At 40.9% G+C, this 26,032-nt stretch carries 21 protein-coding genes; 4 read left to right on the forward strand and 17 right to left on the reverse strand.

The window, feature by feature from the left end; all coding sequences use genetic code 11:
- Positions 1-392 precede the first annotated feature (392 nt).
- The 9 genes from G358_RS0123935 to G358_RS0123980 form a co-directional block, all read right to left on the reverse strand.
- Positions 393-1,475, reverse strand: coding sequence for a Gfo/Idh/MocA family protein (locus G358_RS0123935; RefSeq protein ID WP_019639796.1), 1,083 nt, complete (start codon positions 1,473-1,475; stop codon positions 393-395).
- 27 nt (positions 1,476-1,502) lie between these two features.
- Entirely contained in the window at positions 1,503-2,654 is a 1,152-nt protein-coding gene (locus G358_RS0123940; protein WP_019639797.1) for a Gfo/Idh/MocA family protein, read from the reverse strand.
- A gap of 82 nt (positions 2,655-2,736) precedes the next feature.
- The gene (locus tag G358_RS0123945; protein ID WP_019639798.1) at positions 2,737-4,347 is read right to left on the reverse strand and encodes an extracellular solute-binding protein; all 1,611 of its coding nucleotides are present in this window, start codon (positions 4,345-4,347) and stop codon (positions 2,737-2,739) included.
- Between the two features lie 109 nt (positions 4,348-4,456).
- Positions 4,457-5,329, reverse strand: coding sequence for a carbohydrate ABC transporter permease (locus G358_RS0123950; RefSeq protein WP_019639799.1), 873 nt, complete (start codon positions 5,327-5,329; stop codon positions 4,457-4,459).
- A gap of 13 nt (positions 5,330-5,342) precedes the next feature.
- A complete protein-coding gene (locus G358_RS0123955; protein WP_019639800.1) occupies positions 5,343-6,290 on the reverse strand; it encodes an ABC transporter permease in 948 nt (315 codons plus the stop codon).
- 252 nt (positions 6,291-6,542) lie between these two features.
- A complete protein-coding gene (locus tag G358_RS0123960) occupies positions 6,543-8,072 on the reverse strand; it encodes an extracellular solute-binding protein (RefSeq protein ID WP_019639801.1) in 1,530 nt (509 codons plus the stop codon).
- A gap of 35 nt (positions 8,073-8,107) precedes the next feature.
- Entirely contained in the window at positions 8,108-10,324 is a 2,217-nt protein-coding gene (locus G358_RS0123965) for a helix-turn-helix domain-containing protein (RefSeq protein ID WP_019639802.1), read from the reverse strand.
- A gap of 315 nt (positions 10,325-10,639) precedes the next feature.
- Positions 10,640-11,125 (reverse strand): DinB family protein, encoded by a 486-nt coding sequence (locus G358_RS0123975; protein ID WP_026342441.1) that lies wholly within the window; start codon positions 11,123-11,125, stop codon positions 10,640-10,642.
- A gap of 158 nt (positions 11,126-11,283) precedes the next feature.
- Complete coding sequence (locus tag G358_RS0123980; protein ID WP_019639805.1) at positions 11,284-12,432, reverse strand: copper amine oxidase N-terminal domain-containing protein; 1,149 nt, start codon at positions 12,430-12,432, stop codon at positions 11,284-11,286.
- A gap of 456 nt (positions 12,433-12,888) precedes the next feature.
- Here G358_RS0123980 and G358_RS0123990 point away from each other — a divergent pair, with 456 nt between their 5' ends.
- Positions 12,889-13,233, forward strand: coding sequence for a hypothetical protein (locus tag G358_RS0123990; RefSeq protein ID WP_019639807.1), 345 nt, complete (start codon positions 12,889-12,891; stop codon positions 13,231-13,233).
- A gap of 46 nt (positions 13,234-13,279) precedes the next feature.
- Complete coding sequence (locus G358_RS0123995) at positions 13,280-13,966, forward strand: SOS response-associated peptidase (RefSeq protein ID WP_019639808.1); 687 nt, start codon at positions 13,280-13,282, stop codon at positions 13,964-13,966.
- A 290-nt stretch (positions 13,967-14,256) separates the two neighbouring features.
- On the opposite strand, the gene G358_RS0124000 is transcribed toward G358_RS0123995, so the two are convergent.
- From G358_RS0124000 to G358_RS0124020, 5 genes are all read right to left on the reverse strand, one after another.
- On the reverse strand, positions 14,257-15,966 hold the full coding sequence (locus G358_RS0124000) for a response regulator transcription factor (RefSeq protein WP_019639809.1): 1,710 nt from the start codon (positions 15,964-15,966) through the stop codon (positions 14,257-14,259).
- A 2-nt stretch (positions 15,967-15,968) separates the two neighbouring features.
- Positions 15,969-17,678 (reverse strand): sensor histidine kinase, encoded by a 1,710-nt coding sequence (locus G358_RS0124005; RefSeq protein WP_019639810.1) that lies wholly within the window; start codon positions 17,676-17,678, stop codon positions 15,969-15,971.
- 111 nt (positions 17,679-17,789) lie between these two features.
- The gene (locus tag G358_RS0124010) at positions 17,790-18,668 is read right to left on the reverse strand and encodes a carbohydrate ABC transporter permease (RefSeq protein ID WP_019639811.1); all 879 of its coding nucleotides are present in this window, start codon (positions 18,666-18,668) and stop codon (positions 17,790-17,792) included.
- Between the two features lie 11 nt (positions 18,669-18,679).
- On the reverse strand, positions 18,680-19,540 hold the full coding sequence (locus tag G358_RS0124015; protein WP_051107728.1) for an ABC transporter permease: 861 nt from the start codon (positions 19,538-19,540) through the stop codon (positions 18,680-18,682).
- A gap of 109 nt (positions 19,541-19,649) precedes the next feature.
- Positions 19,650-21,371, reverse strand: a complete 1,722-nt coding sequence (locus tag G358_RS0124020) for an extracellular solute-binding protein (protein WP_026342442.1) — start codon at positions 21,369-21,371, stop codon at positions 19,650-19,652.
- 262 nt (positions 21,372-21,633) lie between these two features.
- Here G358_RS0124020 and G358_RS0124025 point away from each other — a divergent pair, with 262 nt between their 5' ends.
- Positions 21,634-23,121 carry an alpha-N-arabinofuranosidase gene (locus G358_RS0124025; protein ID WP_019639814.1) on the forward strand — a complete coding sequence of 496 codons (1,488 nt, stop codon included), beginning with the start codon at positions 21,634-21,636 and terminating at the stop codon, positions 23,119-23,121.
- Between the two features lie 142 nt (positions 23,122-23,263).
- Here the strand turns inward: G358_RS0124025 and G358_RS0124030 are convergent, their stop codons facing one another.
- From G358_RS0124030 to G358_RS30790, 3 genes are all read right to left on the reverse strand, one after another.
- The gene (locus tag G358_RS0124030; protein ID WP_019639815.1) at positions 23,264-23,473 is read right to left on the reverse strand and encodes a DUF4177 domain-containing protein; all 210 of its coding nucleotides are present in this window, start codon (positions 23,471-23,473) and stop codon (positions 23,264-23,266) included.
- A gap of 118 nt (positions 23,474-23,591) precedes the next feature.
- Entirely contained in the window at positions 23,592-24,161 is a 570-nt protein-coding gene (locus G358_RS0124035) for a GNAT family N-acetyltransferase (protein ID WP_019639816.1), read from the reverse strand.
- 145 nt (positions 24,162-24,306) lie between these two features.
- Positions 24,307-25,224, reverse strand: coding sequence for an AraC family transcriptional regulator (locus tag G358_RS30790; protein WP_019639817.1), 918 nt, complete (start codon positions 25,222-25,224; stop codon positions 24,307-24,309).
- A gap of 271 nt (positions 25,225-25,495) precedes the next feature.
- Between G358_RS30790 and G358_RS0124045 the strand changes: the two genes are divergently transcribed.
- Positions 25,496-25,915: a GNAT family N-acetyltransferase gene (locus G358_RS0124045; RefSeq protein ID WP_019639818.1), complete on the forward strand. Its 420-nt coding sequence runs from the start codon at positions 25,496-25,498 to the stop codon at positions 25,913-25,915.
- Positions 25,916-26,032 lie beyond the last annotated feature (117 nt).

The following is a 26,032-nucleotide window of genomic DNA, read 5'->3' on the forward strand; positions in this document are numbered from 1 at the left end:
TAGACTGCATAGTATCAGCTCTCCTTTGCTATGTAGCTCTGAAATGGTTGGTCTTTCCACTTTCCATTTTAACCTACGAGATGTAGCAATGTGGAGGGCTGTCTGTTTACGTTCATCATAGCTAGAATCAAACAACAGTGGTTTTTTGTTTCGAGCGTTTCACGCACTTAACTGGCTAAGGCCTATAGAAAAATCACAGGCGGATAGCCTGTGATCGGAGGTTGCAGCCCTATGCTGAGCATGATTGAATATGTGACGGCCCTATGCTGAGCATGATCGGAGGTTGGAGCCCTATGCTGCGCTAGATTGGATGTTATGACGACTATGACGACTCTTTGCTTGCTGCACATAATGGGAAGTTGCACCCGAGACGGCGGAAATGTATTAGCAAATCAAGCGGTTTCAATCTTTATAGCCGATATTTGCGCTTCAATGCATAAAGCGGCCGCTTTAAAGGCATGATCCTGCGTCATCGCATTTTCCGTTCCGTTCAGAATATCCAATATAAACTCGCCGAAATAAGGGTACCCCACCTTGCCAGAACAGTCGAAATGCCGTTCGCCTTCATGGTTGACTAAATACAGATGGTTGCCGGACGCTTCCCGGGCGATATCGATGTATTTTCTAATTTCAATATACCCGTCGGTGCCTAGTATAATGGTTCTTCCATCGCCCCACGTGCCCAGTCCGTCAGGAGTCAGCCAATCCACGCGAAAATAGAACGTGGCGCCATTATCTGCGACCAGCGTAGCATCGCCGAAATCCTCGAACTTCGGGTAATCTTTAAAATTGTAATTGGCCACTTTACTGTGCAGCACTTTGGCGTCCTTGGCGCCCGTATAGGATAAAAATTGCTCGATTTGATGGGAGCCGATATCGCATAAAATACCGCCGTAATAGGCGGGATCAAAAAACCAATCCGGCCGGGCCTTTACATTTGCGCGATGCGGTCCTGTGCCAATCACTTGAACGACGCGGCCAATGGCGCCCTCCTCAATTAACTGGCCGGCAAACACAGCGCTTTCCACGTGCAGGCGTTCACCGTAATAAATTCCCCATTTGAGCCCGGTCTCTTTCGTTTTCAAGCGCGCCTGATCTACTTGCTCCAATGTGGTAAAGGCCGGTTTATCGACAAAGTAGTGTTTGCCATGATTCAGGGCTCTGAGCCCTAGAGCACCACGCTCAGATGGAATGCAAGCACCCGCAATCAGCTTGATTTGCAGATCGTTTAAAATCTCTTCCTCAGACTGCGCCGCTTTCGCCTGGGGAAAATTATCTACAAATCGCTTCACCTTCTCCGGGTCCGAGTCATATACCGCCACAAGCTCGGCACCTGCCTCCATGAGGCCGTTGCACATCCCATAAATATGTCCATGATCCAAGCCGATAGCAGCAAACCGAAACTCTCCCTTGCCAACTACGGGATTGGGTTTTCCTTTTGGCGCATAGTTCATGCCATCCTGCTTATTTGTCATTGTGTCTGCTCCTTTCAAGTAAAGTTCTCAAGCATTGCCACCCGACGTGATCGTATTGTCGCTAAAGTTTTCGATGCTGGTTTTCTTGTCATAGAAATAGGTTGCGTTCTGCAAAATACCTTGCCGCGAATAAAAAGGACTATCCGGTCCCAACGGCAGCTTGACCGTCTGTCCGGTGCTTGCGGATTGATAAATCGCCGTAATAAGCTCCAGCGTCCGTCTGCCTTGAATGCCGTCTGCCAACACAGGCGTGTTCTGCTCGATAGCGCTCAGGACATCCAGAATTTGTCCGCGATGGCCTTCATATGGAAGATCGGCTTGCTCATCGTAGACCTTCTGAATTTGGGCTTCCAATTCGTTGTCCTCCTCCGGAAAACCGTTCGGTTTGGAGAGGGAAGCGTCCACTTTCCAAGGTGCAGATACGCGCGCATTTTTCCCTTGGAAGATCAACTGCTGCTCTTGGCCATGATGCACCACGGAGCTGGTGATTTGAGCCAACGCTCCGTTATCGTAGCGGGCGATCGCAATAGAGATATCCTCCACCTCGGCATTGTCATGTGACGTATTGCTCATGACGGCAGTAACTTCGGCAGGCATGCCGTTCATCCATTGGAAAATATCGATATGATGCACAGCATGATTCAACGTGCATCCGCCACCTTCCTTCTCCCAGGTCCCCCGCCACCACAGATCATAATAACAATGGCCCCTCCACCAATAAGAATCAACCTGCGCATGCACGACCGGGCCGATTAATTTCGTGTCCAGTACATGCTTCAACTTCATTATAGGCGTAGTAAAGCGGTTTTGCGCAACGATGGACAAAATTTTGCCGCTTCGCTCCGCCGCTGCATTCATGGCATCGCATTCTTCCAGCGAAGAAGCCATTGGCTTCTCCACGATGACATGTTTACCTGCATTCAAGAAGGCGATCGCCGTTTCCGCGTGAGTATAAGGAGGCGTACATACGGACACCAAATCGATGTCGCTGCGCTGAAGCAGCTCCTTGTAGTCGATGTATACTGCCGCATCCAGCTTAAACTCTTCTATTTTCTGCTGCGCCTTATCCGGGTAAATATCACAGATGGCTACGATTTTGCATTGCTCCGGAAATTGTAAATACGCTTGGATATGCGCCGGGGAAATGGCACCCGCCCCGATCACGGCTACATTTAACAATAGATTTCACTCCTTTATGCGTAGGTGTAAATCGGGCCTCTCCGCGAAAGTTCCCGGAAGGCCCGCCCGACTGTTTCATATGTTACTGGTTGTAGAACTCATCGTATGCCGCCATTTTGCCTTCCATGACCGCTTTTCCGCCCATAGCCATGTATTCGCCAACTTTTTGTTCATAGATCTTCTCGAATTGATCCGGTTTGGCTGTAACAATCTTGGCCAGCATTTCCTTTTCGAAATCCTCCAGGATTTTGGCATACTTGATCTCGGCGTCCACCGGAATATCTACCCGAGGCAGAGTATACCCATCGTTGCTGCCCGTTTGGATACTGTTGACGGTGAAATCTTTGAATTCGAGGTCAAAGGCATTGGCTGCGATGTTTTTGTCCGGATCTTCCGTTGAAATGTATTTACCGTTGAGAATAATGCAGTAATCAAAGTAGTTATACAGCAAGTTTTGGGCTTCCGGCGTATCCAGCAGTACAGGAAGTCCGTCTGCAGTCATCTCGTACGATTTGCCTTCCTCTCCGTTTTGGAGCACCAGAATATTTTCTGGATCCGCCATCCAATTCAGGTACTTGATCGCTGCAACCGCGTTTTTACTCGTAGCCGGAATCATAATAAAGGCGCCATTTGGTTCATAGACTGGTTTCGGATGCTTCCCGTCAGGTGTGGAGAATGGATCGATTGCCTCAAGCACAGCCTCTGGGTTATTCGCTCTCAAGTTGGAATAGTATCCGTTATAAACCGGTTCATTCGTATTTGGCGTACCTGCACCTGCAATGCTGTTCACAACTTGCTGGGCGAAGGCCTGGCTGAAGTCATCACTGAGCGCGAAGTCCGGATCGATTAATCCCTCATTGTACATCTGGTTCAATAGCTTGTAACCGTCTTTGCTGCCCGGCTGCAGCCATCTTGGAACCGCATACAAATCCTTATCTGTAATTTCATCCCACTTCCAGAAGGAATTCACCAAAGGCATCATATGGAACACATCGATATAACTGTAAGGAATGACTTTGCCTCCCGTATTTCCAGGATCTTTCTCTTTAAAGGCACGCATCGCATCTACAAACTCTTCGGTCGTTTGCGGAATCGGCAGATTTAATTTATCCAGCCAGTCTTTACGAATAAAAGTCGTCGTTTGGGCCTGAATCACGCGAAGCGCAGGAATAACATATTGTTTCCCTTCAAAGACGCCGTAAGGCAGGGAAGGTCCCAATACTTTTTTCAGGTTCGGGCCGTGTTCATCAATGAGCGGACCTAAATCGGTCAGACCGCCGCTTTTCACATAGTTTTGTACGGTCGGTTTGTTATACGTGAACACAATATCCGGTGCGGAGCCCGATGCCATCAGTACGTTCAACTTATCCACTTCCTCTGCACGTGGAAACGTAACAAACTCTACGTCAATGTTGTTGGGGTCGCCGAAATTTTTCTGGATGTACTGTGTCATAAAGTTATTCGTAATCGGCGGTTCACCGCTCGGTGTATTATTTCTATCGAACAATTCTACGGTCAGCTTAATCCGTTCACCCTTAGCTTCCTTGGACGTATCGGCGGAATTGCCGCTCTTATTACCTTCTTTGCTTGCTTCCTTCCCTCCGCCTCCGCCGCCGCAACCTGCCAACGCCAATGTCATACTTAAGACCGCAGCAAGCAAGACCAACAGAGATGAGCGATATCGTTTTTGCATAATGTTTTGCCTCCCTTTTCAATTTTTTATATATAGTGACCTTCAGTGCATCCGTCGCTAGACTTCTGCCGAAGAGCAGCTATTAAAGTAATACCGTGCCTTAGCCGGGCTACCCTTTAACGGCCCCCGTAAGCATGCCGGAGATAAAATACTTCTGCAGCCAAGGATAAACGAGCAAAATTGGCACGGTCGCAAACATGATACTGGCCGATTGGATGCCTTGCGGAATTGGGGTCGCCGCGTTAAAGCCTTCCTGCGCCGTAGCATCGTTCACTTGGCTATTGATTACCATCTGATAAAGTTTGAGCTGGAGCGGGTACAAATTTTTATCGTTGATATAAAACAAAGCATCCTGGAACATATTCCATCGATCCACGGCGGAATAAAGTCCTATCGTCGCCAGAATCGGCAGCTGCAGCGGAAGGACGATCCGGAGCAGGAAGCGAAAATGACCGCAGCCGTCCATCCAGGCCGAGTCCTCCAGCTCATTGGGGACGCCGGAAAAAGAAGTTCGCATAATAATTAACAAGAAGGCGTTGATCATTATCGGCATAATAAGCGACGCAGGCGAGTTTAACAGGCCTAGTTCCTTCACAAGCAAGTAATTGGGGATAATCCCTGGATTGAAGAACATCGTAACGATAATTAGGCCAAACATGAGATTCCTGCCTTTAAAATTTCTGCGGCTTAAAGCGTAGGCCGCCATGATGGTCATTACCAAAGCAACCGCCGTATATGTGGCGACCAGGATGACCGTAAGAACAAGGGAACGCATCATGGAAGCATCTCCGAAGACCGAAGAATAGGAATGAAAATTCCATTCTACAGGCCACAGGAACACTTCACCCGACATAATTGCCCTGTTGCCGCTGAAGGATAAGGCGAAGATATGGATCATCGGTACGACGCAAAATAATGCGAAGATGCCGATGAGCACCATGATGACGATATCAATAATTTTTTCAACAGGATTTCGTATCACGTATGTCCCTCCCTTAGAAGATTCCTTGATTGTTGACTTTTCTGGAAATAAGCTCAGCGGTAAGCAGCAGGACCAAACCGACGACCGATTGGAATAATCCAACGGCAGCCGCAAGCGCAAATTGTGCGGACTGGATACCGACCGTGTAAACATAAGTACTGATGACCTGGGCTACATCCATCACGTAACCGTTCTGCAAGGCATAAGGCTGTTCAAAGCCGATGTCCGCCATGTGCCCGATTTGGATAATAAACAATACGATGATGGTCGGTTTAATCCCGGGAAGCGTAATGTGCCAAATCCTTCTCAGCCGGGTAGCCCCATCCACTTCCGCCGCTTCGTACAGTTCCTTATTAATACCTGTAAGCGCTGCCAAATAGAGAATCGTTCCCCAGCCCGCATAGTGCCACACCCCGGCTCCTGTATAAGTAAGGATCCACATAATCGTATCTTCGAGAAACGGAATGGGTTTTCCGCCGAGACTTTTTATTAATTCATTTATGCTGCCCGTATTGGTGGCCAGTAATTGAAGGGCCATCCCGCCGACAATAACCCAAGAGATAAAGTGGGGCAGATACAAGAGTGTTTGGCTTACGCGTTTGTACCAATTGATACGCAGTTCATTGAGCATAATCGCCAATATGATCGGAATCGGGAACGTAAGCAATGAAATTACATTTAGCATCAAAGTATTGCGAAGCGCTTTATAGAACTGCGGCATCGCGAAGATCTCCCGAAATACTTCTAGTCCGACCCACTCACTCGCCCATATGCCCCTAAAGATGTTGTAGTCCTTAAACGCTACCACGACCCCAAGCATAGGAATGTACTTAAAGGTAATAAAGAATGTCATCGGTAATACCATTAGGAGATACAACGGCCATTGCCGTTTAAAGCCGGTCATGGCATTTCGTCGTTTACCAGCAAGCACTGTTCCCGACCGGCGCACCTCGGTTTGCATAGGCGTCATCCTTTCCGCATGAAGTCTATTGAATTGTTTGGTCATAATATACAACAGGGATTTTCCATTGCGAAATTCTCTATTATTTCTGGGATCACACCTTTTTTTTACGGCCCATTCACCTTTTTTATATGTCTATCTATTTTTGTCAGCCCCCGCCGGCAGCCGTATTATTTCATGCGCAGCGCACACAAAAAAAGAAGTGCCCCGAAGGATCGCGTATCCTTCAAGACAACTTCTGTCATTCATTACCTACTGATGATTCTGATAAGCCCGATGTTTCTCCTCCTGGACCTGCCTTCCCCCCATCATCATGTACTCCGCTACTTCCTGGTCGTATACAGTATCGAATTCTTCGGGCTTCGCCGTAAGGACTTTTACAAAGATTTCATCATTCTTATCGTTCAAGATGGCGGAGTATTTCATTTCAGACGGCAGGATGGTGGGGATCCGGGGGGTTGCAATACCGTCATTCATTCCGTACTTTACGCTCTGGAGCGCAAAGGTTTCAAATTCGGGGGCCGATGCATTGGCTTTCAAATTCAATTGTTCGTCCGTGCTGCTGACATATTTGCCATTAAGAATGATGCAATAATCAAAATAATTCGTTACCCCTTCTATCCCGTTCTGAAGGATCGTATAATTTTCCGGCTGCGCCATCCAATTCAAATACTTGATCGCTGCCTCGGCGTTACGGCTCGTTTTCGGAACCATGATGTACATGCCTGTATTTTCCAAAATCGGTTTCATCCTTTTACCCTTTGCATCTGTGAAGGGATCGATGGGAGTCAGGATGGCGTTCGGATCTTTCTTCTGCAATTCGGCCAAATACCCCATATACACAGGTTCAATCGTATTGGGCGTAGCCGCGCCAACACGGCCGTTCACCAGGTCTTTCTGGAACTGCTGGGCATACCTGTCGAGATGGAAATTAGGATCGATCAGGCCTTCATGATACAGCTGGTTCAGAAACTTGAACGCCGCTTTGTTTCCCGGCATTACCCAGTCTGGATCGGCGTACAAATCTTCCTCGGTAATTTGGTCCCATTCCCAAAACGAGTATTGCAGCGGCGCGATATGGTAGTAATCGATATGTCCATAGGGATAAATGTTTTCCCCGTATTTCTCCAGCCTGAACCTCTTGAACGCCTTTAATGCCTCGTAAAACTGCTCTGTCGTTGCAGGCAAAGGCAATCCCGCTTCCTTGAGCCAGTCCTCGCGGATCAGGGTCGTGCTTCGGGCCGTCAACACCCGTTTGGCCGGAATCGCAAATTGCGTTCCATTCATGCGGCCATAGCTTAAGATTTCCTCTCCCAGGACGTTTTTCAAATCTTGACCGTACTGATCCAACAATGAAGAAAGGTCGGTTAATTTGTCTTGAATATAAAAATTATAGACCGTAGGAAGATCATACGTAAACACGATATCCGGGGCTTGATTTGCGGCCATTAGCACTTGCAATCTCCCCACCTCTTCAGCCCTGGGGATCGTTATAAATTCAATTTTGATTCGTTCCGGATCTCCAAACTGCTGTTGAATATACTGCGTTAAGTAATTATCCGTAATCGAATGCGCACCAACGGGCTTGTTATTACGTTCAAACAGTTCAACTCTTAACGTTGTCCAACGATCGGCCGAAGCGGATTCACTTGGCCCGGGGCGCCCGCCGGCGCCCGCTGCGTGGCTTGATTTAATTGATCCTTCCGGGCCGTTACAGCCCATCATAATTGACAAGATGGCGATTACCACAATGAACGAAGTTATAGACCGCATAAGCGGCATGGAAATCCCCTCCCCGTCGATGGTTTAACTGTGTCCTACGTAGTACGGTACATATTTCGAAACTCTCCTGGCGGAATGTCCTGAAACTTCTTGAATGCCCGATAAAATGAATTTACATTCTGATAACCGATTTGTTCTGCGATCGATTGAATCGAATCCTCTGTTTCCATTAACAGCTGCTTAGCCTGTTGCATTCTGATCTTCAGCACATAATCAACGAATTTTTCACCCAGTTCCTCCTTAAATAAAAGGCTAAGGGCGCTTGGTTGTATTTTAAAAATATCGCTTACCCGGGATAGAGACAGGTCCGGATCGGCAAAATGCGCGTCGATATAACTTTTGGCCTGCTTTGCAATGCTGTGATGTCTTCTGGCCTGACGGTCCTCATCAACGCATGCCTCGAACATTGCCATAAGGCTTATGAACTGTTCCTGGAACTCATCCAGCGTTTCTACCGTCTCGTCCAGGTGGGCGAACCGATGCTGGAAGTCTTTTTTCCAACTCTCTTGAATGTTCGAAGATAGCGCGTTCACAGCCTTATCCATCCGCTTGACAAAAATATTTACAAATACAGTCATATCTTGCTTCTTAAAACGCATCTTGTTTAATTCGATGAAGATTTGGGTCAGCTTCTCCCGCCATTCGCTCTCATTCATTCTGAAGGATTGGACCACATGATCCAAAGCTTGCAGGTAGACGTAATTGTCCAGGCTTAATTTGCCGGCGCTTTTACGATTATCAATGATCGTTTTTGTGCCAAAAATCGTTTTCAATTCGACATTATTATGCGCATTGCGGTAAGAATCCGCGACGGTTTCGATAGAATCCGAATCGGCTCCAATCCCTATCGATATCGTCAGTTCCAAATGTTGATTAATCCACTTTTGAAACTCTTCCGCATAGGCCGCTGCCGTTTTGCTGCTGCGTTGATCCGTTGCAATATGCTGTATGACAAAAGCGATTCGATGCGGTTCCATCCAGACATGCCAAACAAATGAATGATGATTCTGCCCTAGATCGCGAAAGGCACTCTCGATAATAAATTTGAGCAAATGCTGATCTTTGACCTTATATTTTTCAGTAAAGTCAGAATAATGATCAATTTCCACAACGATAACCCCTAACCGGTCATATACATCAGGCAGGTTCAAATCGGCAAGCTGTTGCTTGAATTCTTCGTCCGTTAAATGTAGATGGCCGGCCAGCAATTCGTGGAAAAGGCGCTGCTGCCGCAACAAACTGTCCTCCTTATGCAGATTGTCATAGTCCAAGGACCTTTTAATCAGATGATCCAGTGCCGTCTCTATAAAAGTAAATTCATTATTCGCACCTTTAATGCCAAGCTCCTCACTCTTGCGGTTCGAAAACTGGCCTACCTTTTCCATAATGGAATGGATCGGTTTATAGTGCATATGCGTTATGATCGTAAAGCCGATCAATGCCAGTAAAATGATAAAGATCAAAATAAACATCCATACGCTAGAGAAGAGAGACAAAATATTATAACCGCTATCATAAGTGCCCTGAGATACAAACTTCCAGCCTGTATAATCGGATTGAACCATAATCATCGCCGAACCGTTGTCCAACGCCGACTGGTTGTTGTCGTCGCCGTCCAATAGCAGAACCGCATTGGAATCGCTTTCATTTAGTGAATTAACATAATCCATAAAAGAATCCTGGTATACATTTACTACAAAGGCACCACGAATTTCATCCCCCGTATAGGCAATTTTCACAAGCGAGACAACCTTCTGCTTGTCTTCGTTAAAATCGGAATAGGCGAACAATCGTGGGTCGTGCCAGTCCGTCGACTCTTTCTTGTTGTAGTTGAACATTAAAAATTTATCATCGCCAAAAGAGTCAATTGAATACGAACCCTGATCCGAAATAATCCGCTGCTCGGCCTCATTATACATATAGATCGTATTGGAAAAAGGCAGAGCTAGACTCAATTCGATAATTTTCTTCTGCAGCATGAACTCGTCCACGGCATACTTGGGCCGGCTTGAGAAATACTCCTGAATATCGTTATCCATTAACAATTTAGTAACTACATTGCGTTCAATTAACATCAGGTTAGCATCCAGATTGAAAACCATACGGTCCAATATCGCATGGTTTGTCTCCTTATACTTCTTCTCGGAGGCATTGTTTAAAACTAAGAAAATAATGAAGATCATCGAGGAAATGATGACGAAGAGAATCGGAGCATACGATAGAATCGTTCGATAATACCAGTTCATTTTCATAGAGCAAATCTCCCAAAACCGTTTCATAGATTATAAAAGAAAACTATCTCAGTTGTTAATTCACATTTTATTTGGGATTACCCTTTTTTATGACTGGGCCATATATTCGCTACGAAGGCGTGTTTAACCTGCAAAATTTAAAAATTAAAGTATTTTGGGCCGCTATTTCTGGCGAGCTTTACGCGAACTTTACCCTTGGCGGCCCAAAATTAAAAAGTGCCCCACTAGAATTCATCGGTCAACCAAGGGTTTTTCCAATGTTTATCTAGGGGTGCACTGTAGATTTACATTAAAGCCGTTTTAAACCTGGGAGTTTTATTTAATATGAGTCTTCCAGCCTTTTTGTAGTTTTCGGATGTAAACAATTTGTCCAATATGGTAAGCGTTATGCGTGGATATATTCCCTAATATCCCCCACCACTTTGCAGTCACTGGAAAGCCATTCACTTCACTTTCGACCTTTTCTTCAGTTAGTAGATCCTTCCATTGAAGCAGAACCACAAGAAGGCGCTCTTTTAAGTCCGCAAATCTTTTATTCTCCGGAACAATAAAGCTTTCATTGTTATCACTTAGTGGCGCAACAGCATTCACATGACATTTTTCGTACCTCTTTTGCCAAGTCTCATTCCAGTAAAGCAGATGTTGCACAATTTCAGCGATACTGTTACTTTCATCGTTGGGTTTCCAAAACGCTTCTTCCTCTGACAAGTTTGCTGCTGCTTCCGAAAATGGAACGTAAAAGCTTGGGTCGTTCGCATTTGCTAACAACTGATCGACCAAAACATTTTTAGCATGAGATATATCAATCACACTCCCTATTAATTATATTTTTCTATTTCGATGACCTTTTGAGTTCTCCTGCTTCCTAAATATCAGCTGTATCCTTTACCGAAAACCCTATTAAATAACACCGGCTAGTTAAAGTTCTAAACAATAAGAACTTCAACTAGCCAATTACTTTATGGGGTTACAAGCTCATGGTGATGCCCCTCTAGCTCGATTCTATAATATCCAAACGTTGCTTTTCTTTCATCAGAGCTTAAATGACCAGAGCGTTGAAAGCCAAATGTAGTGATGCCGTTATCATCAATTGGCCAATCATAGACCTGGGCTAATGTGTCAAAGCCATAATAAAATCCTGGCTTACCTAAATAATCAGATACCCATTGTCCATCTTTAAACGTTGCAGTTTTTAAATTGCTTGTTTCGTGCTCATTAGATATACCACGCTCATATCTCGTCATATAATAGACGTGGTTTTGATATGTTTTTACCGCCTTGATTGGTGCTTCTTCAATCGCTACCCTTGTAATCGCTTCTCCATCCACACGGTATAAAATAAATTGCTGCGTTGCAGCATAGTCATATTCCAAATAAAAATGTCCCATATCTGTTTTAAACCATATCCCCCCTAGGCGAACTGTATTCTTATCCTCAACTAATTCCTGATAAGCAAAAGGCTCGAAATAAGGGAGATTATTGCTAACTAATAATTGATCATTTTCTTTAATTACTGTCATAAAACGGTCACTATAGACAATGGATTTTCCTTGGTATAGTAATTCATAAACGTGGGTCAGTTTAAGGTTTTCAAGCGCTGTGGCGTTAGCATCCCTAATTATAATTAAACTATAGGGTTGAATCTCTGCATTTTTTAAAAAGACTACTTTTTTATTAAAAGCCTCGCCAATATACCTTAAAGGAATATACGTCGAATTGTTATAAATGCTTACGGCCACATCCATTTCACTGGATTTTCCATTTACAGAAAGAGCCTTCTTTCCTATTTTCAAGGTCATGGTTTTATCCGCGTATTTAATGGTAATCGACTGAGTCTTAGTGTTAAAATCTACCTTTGCACCAAACCCCTCCGAAATAAAACGAAGCGGTACTAATGTTCCGCCGTCTTTAACAATCGGCTGTACGCCTGATACCCTCTGCCCATTAATAAAAGCCATCGAGCTCTCAGGAGATAGAATCATACTATTTTTCAGGTCTTTTTCTGTTACATCTTCATAATAGTCACGAGGATTTTCCGCGTAAGCCGCATAATCAAAAGCAAAGAACAATGTAAAAGTGAATAATGGGAGGATCATTTTTAATTTCATTACTACACCTCTCGATAATGATTTTCTTATTTATTCCGTTAAATGGTCCTTTAGGCAAAGCTCTATATTCCACAATGGTATAAATACAAATTACCTTCGGACAATTTATCATCTCGATTATAAACTATCTTTTCATAATGGCCGGATTTTACCCCATCCCCATCCTCCGTCATAGCAAATTCTCCTATAAGCTCTAATACGGCCGGTGAGTTTAGAAATAAATCTCTCCAAGCGGAAAATATGCATTTTAAGGTGTCGCTAATGTATAGAATAATATCATCGTGTATCACCACACTATCAATAACAGTCACTTTTTTCGATGAATAAGACTTTGAAAAGTAGTTCTAAAAATCATAGGATAAATTCCCTATTTATAGTAGACTATATGTAAAAATATAGTGGATTACAACACTAGTAAAGAAACAATTCATGAAATAAAAAAATGGAGGGATTATCTTGTCACAAATATTAAAATGGCTTGGTTACATTTCTATTGTTGGTGGAATTATTCTAGGTATTATATATGGGTTCAAAAGTGGTGCTCTTGCTGAAGCTTTAGGCATTTATGACGATTCATTCCGCTGGGGTATTGCTATTACCTGGTGGATTAGCGGAGCTGTATCGGGGATACTATTCATTGCATTCAGCATGATGATTGAATTACTAGATGAGAACAACGCATATCTAAGAGAATTGCTACATCGTACTCATGAAGAATCAACTCCTAAAGGTAAGCCACTAGGGAAGTCAAAATCCTCCTTAAGTTCATTGCGTGGATATAAAATGGGGAATAGTGAATAAATATATCGATTTACAATAACTTTAAAACGTTGAGGAGGCCTAGTTCATGTGCGGACGTTTTACAATCACAGTTCCTTACTCAGACCTATTGATACGATACTACATTGATGAAGACACCAATATTAATTATGTACCGTCGTATAACGCGGCCCCTATGCAATATATACCGTCAGTCGTCCGCGGCAAAAATGGAAACCGCATAGGCGTTCTCCGCTGGGGTTTAGTACCCTCGTGGGCAAAAGACGATAAAGGTGGAAGTAAAATGATAAATGCGCGATCAGAAACGCTCACGGAGAAGCCGTCTTTTAAACGATTGATCGCGTCCCGCCGTTGTATCATTCCTGCTGATGGCTTTTATGAGTGGCAGCAGCGAGGAATGTCAAAACAGCCATTTCGTATCACTTTGAAGGACGAGAGCCTCTTTTCCTTTGCTGGGCTTTACGATATATGGACAAACCAGGAAGGCAACAAGCTGGCTACCTGTACAATCATCACAACAGAGCCGAATAGCCTTATGGCAGACATCCATAACCGGATGCCAGTTATACTTCACAAAGAAAATGAAGCCGAATGGGTGGATCGCGATAATAAAGATGTACCGGCCCTTCTGAAACTGTTAAGGCCATATGAAGCAGATAAAATGAGAGCTTATCCCGTATCATCTGCAGTAGGGAACGTGAGGAACAATTCTGTTGAGCTGCTGGAAGATACAACGCCTACCGATATAGATTAGTGGGTTTCTCAAGTTTTCAAGATAATTAAAACTTTATGGCAACGCATTTACAGTAACTCAAAATATGTGGCACTTTGAATCATTGGTGTACAGTCATTATATTCTGGCAGCTCAATTTCAAATATAAAGTCTCTCTGTATGATGTATGGCTTCAGCCTGCTATTGCATTCCTCAAATTTTCCGATCTTTCGCGAAGCAACATTGTATCTGATGTATCTATTATCCCGCTATCACATATCTCGTAGTGTGGATGGACAACACAAAATATTTCTTGGGAGCATTGTTCCATCCTATTGTTTACAACAACTTGATTTAGCTCTTATCACTTGGGAATCTCTATACTCTTGTGGCGAGCAGCCTGTTGAACTCTTGAAGAATCTCGTAAAAGAGGTAGCCGTCTCATAGCCGACTTGTCTTGCAATTTCATTTATTTTGATGTTTTCGTTGACTAACAATTCCTTGGCTCTTTGTATTCTGACTGCATCAATAAATTCAGTTAAGTTTTTTTTCGTTTCTTGTTTAAAAATTCTTGATAAATAAGATGGATTTAAGTACACCTGTTCCGACAATCTAACTAGAGACAAATCTTCTCCAAGATGTGCAACGATAAAATCTTGTATAAACGAGATCACATTATCGGCTCTTCTTTTCTGTTCTATTTTCTGCAAATCAAAAAAACATACCGATAACTTTCTGATGTAAGCAGCGGCATCGGCCCAACTATAAAAATTAGAAGTGTTCACCAGTCGGATTTCTCCTAATTTAACTTTATCGCGTAATCCCCACCGATTCATATATGATAATAAATACATAGAAATAGAACAGTATACTTGCTGAGCGACTAAATTATTTTTATTTTGCACATAGCTTAATGGCTGTAAAATTTTTTCCAACTCTTCAAAATACTTTTCTCTCTGTCCCGATTCTAAGTATTGCTCCAGAAAAGTAAACATACTTGATGTAGCTAGTGCTAGTAATTTTTGCTCTGCTTCATATTCTGCATCGTCAATACATTCCGTACTGACCTCTGGCAGCTCGTTTTGATCCACTTCATTATCTACTAATAATATGGTATCCTCCGTGCCAATTCGGTAATTCAATAGCGAATGTAAGGCCGCATATTGCTTAGCTACATCATTCCATTGCGTTGGCTTACTTCCTACAGTGAAGCTAATGGCATGATTCAGCTTATCTTGACAGCTTTGCTGAATGGATTCCAGCATTCCTTTTAAGTAATGCAACGTCTGCTCGTAATCCCCCATCACCGTACTATTTTCAAATTCCTTCGGTTGAATAAGGATCGAAAACTTAAAAGTCTCATCCAAAATAATGACACTTTTTAAATTATAAGAAAGATATCTCTTAATGATTTGCCGTACGGAATACACTTGCTGAATTTTTTGCAGATAGTTATTTTCCTCAATCGTAAGATCTAATTTTCCTACAACAAGAATAACGGGAACATCTACAGTAATCGGTAATGAGAGCTGATCAAACTGTTCCTTTGTCGCTTGTACAACCGAATCTCCCTTTAACAAACCGAGCAAATAACCTTCTTGAAACAGTTCTAATGCCATATGAATTTTTTCTTTGGCTTCTCGTATTAAATCTCCCGTCTTGATTTCTTTTCGAATTTTGGACACGGTATCCTCTACAACCTGTATGACCTTATCAATATCCTCAATCTTAAGAATATAGCTTACATCAGGATGTTGGATCGCCTTATAAATATAACTAAATTCACTATGGCCTGTTAAAAAAATGATTTTACATTGTGGCCACTGCTTAAATATTTCATCCATTAGTTGCAAACCATTTATATTCGGCATATCAATATCCGTTAGAACAATATCCATACGTGTTCGATGCAGCCATTCAATCGCTTCTTCACCGCTATAAGCTTTATACACATCTAGTGCTAAGTGCTCCATCCCTCTAAAAACTTCAAATAGATGATTAACTATGATTTCTTCGTTATCAACAATTAAAAGTCTTAACATGGCTATTCCCTCATTTTAGGATTAATTTGTAATTTGACTTTTAATCCACCCAGTCCACTTCTCTCTACTTGCAATCCATAATCTTCACCATAGATCAACTGTACTCTTCGATGTATATTGTTCAACCCAGATGATTCACTGCTATGCACCTGAATGAACTGCTTTTGTAAATCCTGTAGTTTTTCATCTGTTAATTGTTTTCCATTATCCTCAACAACTATCGTTAATTTATGTTCAATCAATTGAAAATAAACTAAAATAGTAGCCGGTCCCTTTGAATGCTCGACCGCATATTTAAATGCATTTTCAATAATGGGTTGGACAATTAATCTTGGGACTTTCATCTCCTTAAATTGAACAGGACAACTTTCAAAATCAACTGATAATTTACTCGGGTAACGCATTAGCTGGATATCCGTATACGTTCGCGCATGTTCGATTTCCTCATATAAAGGAATAGAATCAGCATCATTTTTTGTAATAAACTGAAAATACTCCCCTAATAGCTTTGTGAAAGGAATTAAGTTCTCGTCCTTTACTTTCGCCATAGTATTTATTAAAAAAAAGCTATTATATAAGAAGTGGGGACTAATTTGAGATTGAAGATGCTTTAATTCAGCTTTTTGTTCTAGAATTTTGTGTTTATACACTTGATCGATTAAATTCGATACATTTTGAACCATAGAATTAAAGCCTTTGTTTAAGTAATCAAATTCATTGTTTTGGTTCACTTCCATTTTGACATTGAAATTGCCTTTTTCAACACTACGGAACGATTTGACAAGCTCCTTCATAGGACGTTGAATTAATTTATAGGTATAAGCATAAATAAAAACGACAAGGACGAGCACTGCACCAGTAAATACCCATAGCCATACATAAAATTCTTTTGTCGGAACCAAAACAACATCTTTGGGTATGAATCTAAATAACACCATATTTAAGTACTCAGATTTCTCTGCAATGATGAAGGCATCACCGTAGCTCATGACTTCACCAATTTTGATAACGCTTTCATCTCTTGTGAATGAATTAACGACTTCATCAAATAATTGATCCTCATCACTATGAATCGTTAATCCATTCGTTATGTCTAACAAAATGGATCTGCTATCTGGATAGGTATCAAACTGTTTTAAAGCTTCGCGAAATACCGATGTATTTAATTCGATTTCGATCATATATAAGGGGCTTAACCCCATATTTCCGGTTAAAAACGTTGTTAGATGAAGGCTGCCATTATACATTAATAATTGAGCACCCTTCATCCCCTCAGGTATTCTTAATGTTTCGAACTTATCGGTATCCAAAACGTTTACGGATTTTTTCGAGGAAATCGTTTTTTGTATTGGGTAAATATGTGCACTCACATTTGAAATATACGCATTACTGTTATGAATGGATACTAAACGATGATGTAATTTCCTCATACTTTCCATCGTTTCATATTCATCCATAATGGAGTATCTAATCGCAAGTTTATTTAAGTCCTCATCGTTCAATACATCATATTGTAATATTTTTATACGATCTATTTCTGCCTCTAGACCCTCCAGATAAAAGGTCACCTGGGCTGTCGTTGATTTGAAAATTTCATCTTTAACCGTTTTCAAGCTCCAGTTGTACATATAGATCCCTAAGGAAGCAATGACCAAGATCGCAGCTAAAAATGTAGCAATTAATTTAACAAATATGCTGGATTTAATCGTCACTCCCTCCTTTATACCAAACCTTTTAATACATTCTAACAAAAACTCTATCGCAACATATTATTTTTTTATTAATCATAGCATAGAGCAATAAATAAGATAAACATTATATCACTAGCCCTTGACACTACCAAGAACCATACCTTTTACGAAATACTTCTGCAAAAATGGATATACGCAAATAATTGGCAAGGCACCTAAAAAGATTTGGGCCGACTTCAATGTTTTATCGGAGATTTTAGCCATAACCTTAGCTTCTTCAGGCGTTAATGTTGTAAATGATTTCTGTACGACGACTGTTTGGATATAGCTTTGCAAAGGGTAATTGCTTGGATTGTTCATATAAATTAAACCATCAAACCAGCTATTCCAGTGACCAACCAAAGAAAATAATAAAATCGTTGCAATAGCCGGCATTGACACAGGAATATAAATGCTCCAAAGTGTTCTCCAATGACCTGCACCATCAATAAATGCAGATTCACTTAATTCCTTCGGTGTAATTCTAAAGAAATTCAATAGGATAATTACACTAAATACAGGTACAGCACCGGGTAAGATTAATGCCCAAATCGTATCGATCAGCCCGAGCTCCTTAACTAGCATGTAGGTTGGGATTAAACCCGCACCAAAAATCATCGTAATGAAAAATGTCCATGCGTAAAAGGTTCGAAAGCTAAATTCTTGCTTTTCCTTAGATAACGGATACGCAATAGTTGTAGCTAACAATACATTAATTGCACCACCGAGGGCGATACGCTGTAATGATATCAGCATAGAATCCCAAAACGCTTTGCGTTGAGCAACAAATTCATAAGAGGTTAATGAAAATTCTTTAGGCCAAAAGGTTACCGTACCGGTAGCTGCAACTGCACTGGATGATAATGAAATCGCTAAAATATGAATCATCGGCAGCACACAGATCGCAGCGACCAAAATGAGAAATATATTGTTAATGACAATAAACCAGTCTAGTTTTTTTTTGATTCTCATTCCTGCACCTCCTAAAATATTCTATAATCGGCAAATTTATAAGCAAAATAGTATGATGATGAGACTAATACTAGCGCAATGACAGATTTAAACAACCCGACTGCTGTTGCTACGCCGAACTGCGCATCTAATAGACCAATCCGATAAACGAACGTATCTAGTATATCTCCACTCTCATATACCATGGGGCTGTACATATTAAAAATCTGATCGAAACCTGCATTCAATAAGTTTCCTAAGCTCAATACCATTAATAATGCAACGACCATCTGAATTCCAGGCAAACTAATATGAATCGTCTGTTTCCATCGATTAGCCCCATCAAGTTGAGCTGCCTCATACAAATTTGGATTAACTCCGGTTAACGCTGCAAGATAGATAATCGTTCCGTAACCAAATTCCTTCCACGTATCCGTTATGATCATCGTATACGGGAACCACTTATTGTCGCCCAAAAAGAATATAGATTCCATGCCAAGCTTATTTAAAAATGTATTCAAAAGGCCATCTGTAGGTGACAGCATATCTATAAAGATGCCTCCTAATACGACCCATGAAAGAAAGTGTGGTAAGTATATCGCTGTTTGAATGCCGCGTTTCAATAGTACATGCTTCATTTCATTTAAAAGCAACGCAATAACAATGGGAACAATTAAGCCCAATATGACCTTCATAGACGCAATAAAAAAGGTATTCCATAAAATATTGTAAAAATTAGGCAGATCCATCACATATTTAAAATTTTTAAACCCGACCCATTGTTGATCACCAAAAAGCTTTTTAGCTGGAATAAATCGCTGAAACGCTATGATAATGCCAGCCATAGGAACATAGCTAAATAGAATGATGAATATAAATCCTGGTAAGATCATGAGATTTAATGGCAATTCCTTTTTTAACTTTTTTATATTCAGCTCAATCACCTTCTCCTATGGATTAAGAAGATGGAAAGCAAGGATGAACCTTGCTTTCCATAGCTTTTTATTTAGTTAATGCATACCATTCATTGACTTCATTGGTAATGTCGGTTCCGCCGACCTTATACCAGTTTTCAACAAATGTATCGAAATCATCTATTGAAATGGCTCCCATAATGATCTTTACAAAAGTTTCCTTTTCCAAAGCCTCTAATGTAGATTTTCTTTCAGCCATTGTTTCTGTAGGTGGACCAGCAAACCCTTCATACATGAATAGATTATTCTCCATATAGTTAACCCCATGTTTGTAGACGCCTTCTGCTCCATAGATTTTTGGCCAACCCCATTGAGACGTATCCCCATTTTCGAACGATGTAATATTGCGATAAATAGCTAATGCCTCACCTGTTAACTTGTCAAAGCTATTATTTTTTCTTGCCATTTCGATCTCTTGGAAAGCTCGAATGTTTTTAAATGCTGAGGCAGGCTGTACTGGGGAATACTTCCATACCCCTACACTATCATTAGCTGCTGGCATGTAATAATAGTCAAAATCTCCTGATTCACCCCAGTTAAGCTCCACATGCAAATTAAACATTTTGATAAGCGCTTCAGGATTAGAAAATCCCTTTCTTACTACCCAATAGCTGTCTGCTTGGAATTTTTGTGGAGAAAGTGCTGGTTTATCGTCAACAGAAACAAGCGAATAACCTACCCAGTTCGCGCCTGGATCATTTTGATAATTGCTGATTAGCGGATACATTGGATTCCACTGTGCACCATAATCGATACCGATTTTTCCAGCTGCAATACTTTCAGCTACTTTACCGCCATCTTTAACACCAAACTCTTTATCAAGCTGACCGGCTTTATACATGTCAGATAGCGCTTTCAAAGCTTCCTTTACTTCAGGAAGCGTACTTCCCCAAACTAATTTGCCTGCACCGTCATCAATCCACATATTCGGATAAGCATGAAAGCCTGCAAAAAATCCCTCCAAGCCCATTGCACCACCGTATAGATCCTTGGTTAAAGCTAGGCCATACGTGTCATGCATATTGTTACCGTCTGGATCCTGTGTTGTAAACGCTTCAGAAATTTTTAATACATCCTGCATAGAGGTTGGCTCTTCAAGCCCTAGCTTATCCAACCAATCCTTGCGAAGCCACAAGTAATTGCCATCACCGTAAACGTCTGCCTTACCAATCCCCATTATCTTCCCATTTACAGAGGCGGAATTAAGTACTGCTGCTCCTTGTTCAGCATACAGCTCCTTTAGATCATCAGAAGCATACTGCTCCCAATATGGCGTCAAATCTTCAATCATTTCCGCTTCAGCAAGCTGCTTCATTTGTGCTGGGGTTACGCGAAGCATATCTGGTAAATCACCAGAGGTTAAGGTTACGTTCATTTTTTGCGTATAAGCATCTCCAACACTAACTGTCCAATCATACACAACATTAATGCCTAGTTTCTCAGAAAACGCTTTCAACCATCTGTTGTCTTCAACGGTTTCTCCGGGTGTTTTAGGAATAATATTGTCTTGCATGTCATTATCCACATCTCGTGTAAATCGAATCGTAAGTGGTGTTTCGTACTTGCCGAATGGATCTGCATCTCCTGAAACGGCTTCATTGTTGTTAGATTGATTGCTATTTGCATTCGTTTGATTTGGCGTATTTGTTTCCTTCTCGGATGATTTAGAGCCGCACGCCGATAAAACCCCAGTTGTAAGCATGAGCATTATCAAAAGTAGTATTGCTTTTGAAGATATCTTTCTCTTCACATTAAAACCCTCTTTCTATTTAGTATGAACAACTTACACATCTTAAATTTTAATTGAATTTCTATGACTCGTATATTTTCAATTTATTACTTGAATATCATCTCTTTACTCCATTCCTTCCTTCTATGCTTTCATTTCTTTATATCGTTATCATTTCTTTACCATCTTCCCAAATGACTTTCTCTAATGAACAACCGTCCGTAATAATACAAATAAGCCTATTGATTTACTAGTAAAATTTATTTGAAGGGAAGTCATTGAAATGGCCATATTATACATTCGTGCAGATCGAAAACGATCCGTGATAAACAGAAATATATACGGACACTTTGCAGAGCATTTGGGAAGAGGCATTTATGAAGGAATCTTTGTTGGAAAAGACAGTCCTATTCCTAATACTCGAGGAATTCGAACGGATGTGTTGAATGCGCTTAAACATATTCACGTACCTGTCATTCGTTGGCCTGGAGGCTGCTTTGCTGAATACTACAATTGGAGGGATGGCATTGGTCAGCAACGCAAAAAAATGATCAATAGCAGTTGGGGCGGTGTGATCGAAAATAACGCTTTTGGTACTCATGAATATTTCGACTTATGTGAACAGCTTGGATGCGCAACCTATATTGCGGCAAATGTTGGCTCTGGGACTCCGAGAGAAGTTAGTGAATGGGTGGAATATGTTACGTTCAATGGAGAATCCGAGTTGACCGAACTACGACGCAAAAACGATAGAACTAAGCCCTGGACATTAGATTTTATCGGGATAGGAAATGAGAATTGGGGATGCGGCGGGCATATGCGTCCCGAATATTATGCTGATCTCTATCGACAATTTGAAAGCTTTATCCGTCATTATGGACAGAAAAAAATCCAAAGAGTGGCTTGTGGACCTGATGGAGATGACCAAGACTGGACAGAAACCGTTATGAAGCTAGCCCACCATCGTATGGACGGCATTTCACTTCATTACTACACGATGCCTGGCTACTACAAAACGGACAAATATAAATGGGAAGTAAAAGCGTCTTCTACAGTGTTTGATGAGCATCAATATTATCGAACGCTAGACCGAGCTTATTTCATGGATGAATTAATATTGCGCCATAAACGTATTATGGATAAGTACGATCCAGATAAAAACGTAGCCCTAATCGTTGATGAATGGGGCACCTGGCATCTTGCTGAGGAAGGGACCAATCCAGCTTTTTTATATCAACAAAACACGATGCGTGATGCGATTGTAGCCGCCCTTACCTTGAACATTTTTAATTTACATAGTGATCGCGTTTCAATGGCTAATCTTGCACAAATGATCAATGTCTTGCAGTCTCTTATTTTAACCGAGGGAGACCAAATGGTGCTTACCCCAACCTATCATGTATTTGACCTATATAAAGGGCATCAAAATGCCACCTTAATAGAAACTTATATTGAAGCAGATGACTTGACTATCCATGGAGCTCAACTCCCTCATTTACACGTGAGCGCATCAGAAAGAGAAGATGGCTGCATCCATCTTACAATCGTGAATTTATCCGCTAATGAAGCTGTTGATTTGCATAGCTATGTAAAAGAAAAAAACGTTACTAAGGCTCATATACGATATTTAACAGGAGCTATTACAGACCATAATACATTCGAACATCCTGAACAAGTTACTATTCAATCAGTTGAAGCTATAGATATACACCATAACGAATTACAGCTTACGATCCCTTGTTGTTCCGTATATGAAGTCATTCTAGCGTAAGCAACAAGCCGGATTCATCCTTGAATCCGGCTTTACTATGTCAATTATTCTAACTAGGTGAACACAATGAATTAGTTTACTTTTCTGAGCCAGTACGAGTCATCGCTTGTTAGTATCAAGAGTACGCCGAATCCGGATGTTTTCAAATGCTATCCGCAGTAACATTTTTTTCAAAAATAATTTCATAATGATCCGGGACTAGTAAGCCATCGCCCACCGGAGTAAAAATTTGAACTAATCTCCACCCTTCACCGGCTTTACTCCTTATTATTTCTCGATATGATGCTTCTGCCTTTTGTAGCGACTTTTTAGATTTCCCGATGGGAACCTCTACGAATTGATACTCAAGCATTTTAAACACCTCCAAGATAAGATAAATCCATAAATTTAACATAGTAAAACAAAAAATACCATCAATTGTTTATTTATGTCAATATCATTTTATACTTGAGTGGGTTTCGCTTTCTTCATTATTTTATATAGTCTTCCTTTAAAACACTGTATATTTCTAAATCGACAATTCCTTTTCCAGCCCATAGTGTTGCTTGTCGGAGCGTTCCCTCTTTAACGAAGCCATTTTTCAATAGTACCTTCTTAGAATTTTCATTGAGTGGCATCACTTCTGCCTGAACTCTGTTGACGTTGACCTCCATAAACAAAAAATGGAGCAAAATTTTCACCGCTTCCGAGGCTATACCTTTTCCCCATTGGGATTCCGCTAAAAAGTAACCAATTGTCACCATGTTCACTTTTTGATTAAAGTCGACAGCTTCAATAATCCCAAGTAACTGATCCGGTTGAGGATTGGCGAATATCCCCCACTTAACCCTTGACCTTTTATTATAATCTCTCTCAAAATGGCCAATCATGTTTTTCACAGTATTTTTATTGTGTTTGGGTATAATGCCGCAGTATGCAAATACTTTGTCATTGTTATAGATTTCAAAAACTTCCTCAAGATGATGATCTTCAATCTTCTTCAATACGAAATCATCCGACTTTAGAATAGGTAAATGATCAAAGACTGCTTCTATGTTCATTCCGTCACCGCTCCATATTTCTTTTTTATTGGAAAATCTTTAAACTCCAGCTCATTCAGGAATCGATCAAAGCCATGGTCCATTGGAAGAGTGGTTAAGATTTCTTCTTGGGGTTCCCGATAATCATCTTCCTTCCTACGATTATTTATATTCTCTTCTTGATCGGTATATATAAATCAACTTTACATTTTCCTTCCTGATCCTTAGCAGGATCATTCAAGCAGAACTCGAGGCATGATCTATCGTCGGCATCATACTCACTATTCGGCAACCATAAACCAAATACGTTTTGATAGGTCAGAACAAATCTATCAATTGTGTCGTAGTATGAATATAAAGCATACATTCCACCAGGGAGTGTTTTGAACTCCACATGCATTTTATGTTCCTGTCTATCGAATCCACTTGGTAATGTTACACAAGCGTCGTATCGACAAGCAAATTCGTCTACGAGATTTCCATCATCCAAGGATATTCCGATAAAATGCTGATTTTCCGAGGTAAGCCCCTGTTGGCTTGCCCAACGTCCTAGTTTATCCCAAGCAACATGAGTATCCAAATAACTCCCGACATGTCTAACGTACGCCACTTCATGTTCTGGAAGTTGTTTGATTGTTATCATATTTTCCCACGCCCTTTTTAAAAGTCCATTTTCCTTTTTTCTATTGTAATCCTGTAGAGAAAATAACTCTTCTTGCTTATTGCTCAAGTGTAATGAGAAATTGCTATTTTTCCTTAAGTTATTTCTAACGTCACTTGGTGTTTTACTATAGTGTTTTTTAAAGAGAGCATTAAAGGTTGACACCGATTCGAAACCGCATTGATTCGATATTTCCAAAATGGTCTTGTTGGTTTCAACCAACAAATAAACAGCCTTTTGTAAACGCTCTCGATTTACAAATGCGACTGGTGTCACACCGACTATGGATGTAAAGATTCTTGTAAAATGATATTTTGAAAAATTTGATACACCAGCCAATATATCGAGATTGAGTTTTTGATTACTATTGTCCTCTATATATTTAACTACTCTATCAATTCTTTCTTTATAGTCATTAATCATTTATCGTATTCTCCATTTACTTTTAAATTTGTCTACCAAAATTATACACCTGGAAGATATTGCAATGATACCTTACATGTATTAAGAAATGATGCCTCTTCGAATGTTAATTTACTCTGTTTTCCACACCGTAAAAATAAACATAATAAAAGACGGGAAAATCCAGGTTAAACCATTCTTTACCACCAATATATGGGGATAATATGGTAAGTTGTTGTTGTTATAAGTTTGGTATCAATTGATTTCGATTTATAAGGGGCGTGGCAAAATAATGGAACTGTATATCTCAAATGAATTAAATAGTGCTGATAAAAACTATGTAATAAACAAATTGATTGAATTTAATTTAATGCATTTTCCTGATAATTTAAAAGGTAGGTATCAAGAGGTAAATCTATATTTAAAAAATGCTGAAGGTCAAATTTATGGTGGAATAGTAAGCCAAATATGTTGGAACTGGATGGAAGTTCAGTATTTGTTTGTTGATGAGCAGCTTCGTAAGTCAGGGTATGGGAAAAAGCTTTTATATGAGGCTGAAAAAATTGCCAAAGAAAAAGCGTGCGATTTCATAAAACTTGATACATTAAGTTTTCAAGCATTAGATTTTTATAAAAAGCAAGGTTTCGAAGTTTATGGAGAAATTCAAAATGCAGGCGGTCATACACACTATTATTTAAAAAAAGACATATGAATTGAATCGTAGGTCGGCTACAGCCAGTATCAGTGAATGTAAGCAGGAGGGAACTGGAAAAGCTCCCTCCATGAACTCAAAATCCATCGTTATTTTGTTATAGAATGAAGACCGCTA

The sequence above is a fragment of the Paenibacillus fonticola DSM 21315 genome (assembly GCF_000381905.1).
Taxonomy (GTDB): Bacteria; Bacillota; Bacilli; order Paenibacillales; family Paenibacillaceae; genus Fontibacillus; species Fontibacillus fonticola.

Excerpts from the sequence above, each read along its gene's own strand:
- G358_RS0123955 (WP_019639800.1), bottom strand. The coding sequence starts at position 6,290 with ATGCAAACCGAGGTGCGCCGGTCGGGAACAGTGCTTGCTGGTAAACGA.
- G358_RS0123935 (WP_019639796.1), bottom strand. The coding sequence starts at position 1,475 with ATGACAAATAAGCAGGATGGCATGAACTATGCGCCAAAAGGAAAACCC.
- G358_RS0124035 (WP_019639816.1), bottom strand. The coding sequence starts at position 24,161 with ATGAACATAGAAGCAGTCTTTGATCATTTACCTATTCTAAAGTCGGAT.
- G358_RS0123980 (WP_019639805.1), bottom strand. The coding sequence starts at position 12,432 with ATGAAATTAAAAATGATCCTCCCATTATTCACTTTTACATTGTTCTTT.
- G358_RS0124045 (WP_019639818.1), top strand. The coding sequence starts at position 25,496 with ATGGAACTGTATATCTCAAATGAATTAAATAGTGCTGATAAAAACTAT.
- G358_RS0123965 (WP_019639802.1), bottom strand. The coding sequence starts at position 10,324 with ATGAAAATGAACTGGTATTATCGAACGATTCTATCGTATGCTCCGATT.
- G358_RS0124025 (WP_019639814.1), top strand. The coding sequence starts at position 21,634 with ATGGCCATATTATACATTCGTGCAGATCGAAAACGATCCGTGATAAAC.
- G358_RS0124030 (WP_019639815.1), bottom strand. The coding sequence starts at position 23,473 with ATGCTTGAGTATCAATTCGTAGAGGTTCCCATCGGGAAATCTAAAAAG.
- G358_RS0123960 (WP_019639801.1), bottom strand. The coding sequence starts at position 8,072 with ATGCCGCTTATGCGGTCTATAACTTCGTTCATTGTGGTAATCGCCATC.
- G358_RS30790 (WP_019639817.1), bottom strand. The coding sequence starts at position 25,224 with ATGATTAATGACTATAAAGAAAGAATTGATAGAGTAGTTAAATATATA.
- G358_RS0124010 (WP_019639811.1), bottom strand. The coding sequence starts at position 18,668 with ATGAGAATCAAAAAAAAACTAGACTGGTTTATTGTCATTAACAATATA.
- G358_RS0124015 (WP_051107728.1), bottom strand. The coding sequence starts at position 19,540 with ATGATCTTACCAGGATTTATATTCATCATTCTATTTAGCTATGTTCCT.
- G358_RS0124000 (WP_019639809.1), bottom strand. The coding sequence starts at position 15,966 with ATGTTAAGACTTTTAATTGTTGATAACGAAGAAATCATAGTTAATCAT.
- G358_RS0123995 (WP_019639808.1), top strand. The coding sequence starts at position 13,280 with ATGTGCGGACGTTTTACAATCACAGTTCCTTACTCAGACCTATTGATA.
- G358_RS0123945 (WP_019639798.1), bottom strand. The coding sequence starts at position 4,347 with ATGCAAAAACGATATCGCTCATCTCTGTTGGTCTTGCTTGCTGCGGTC.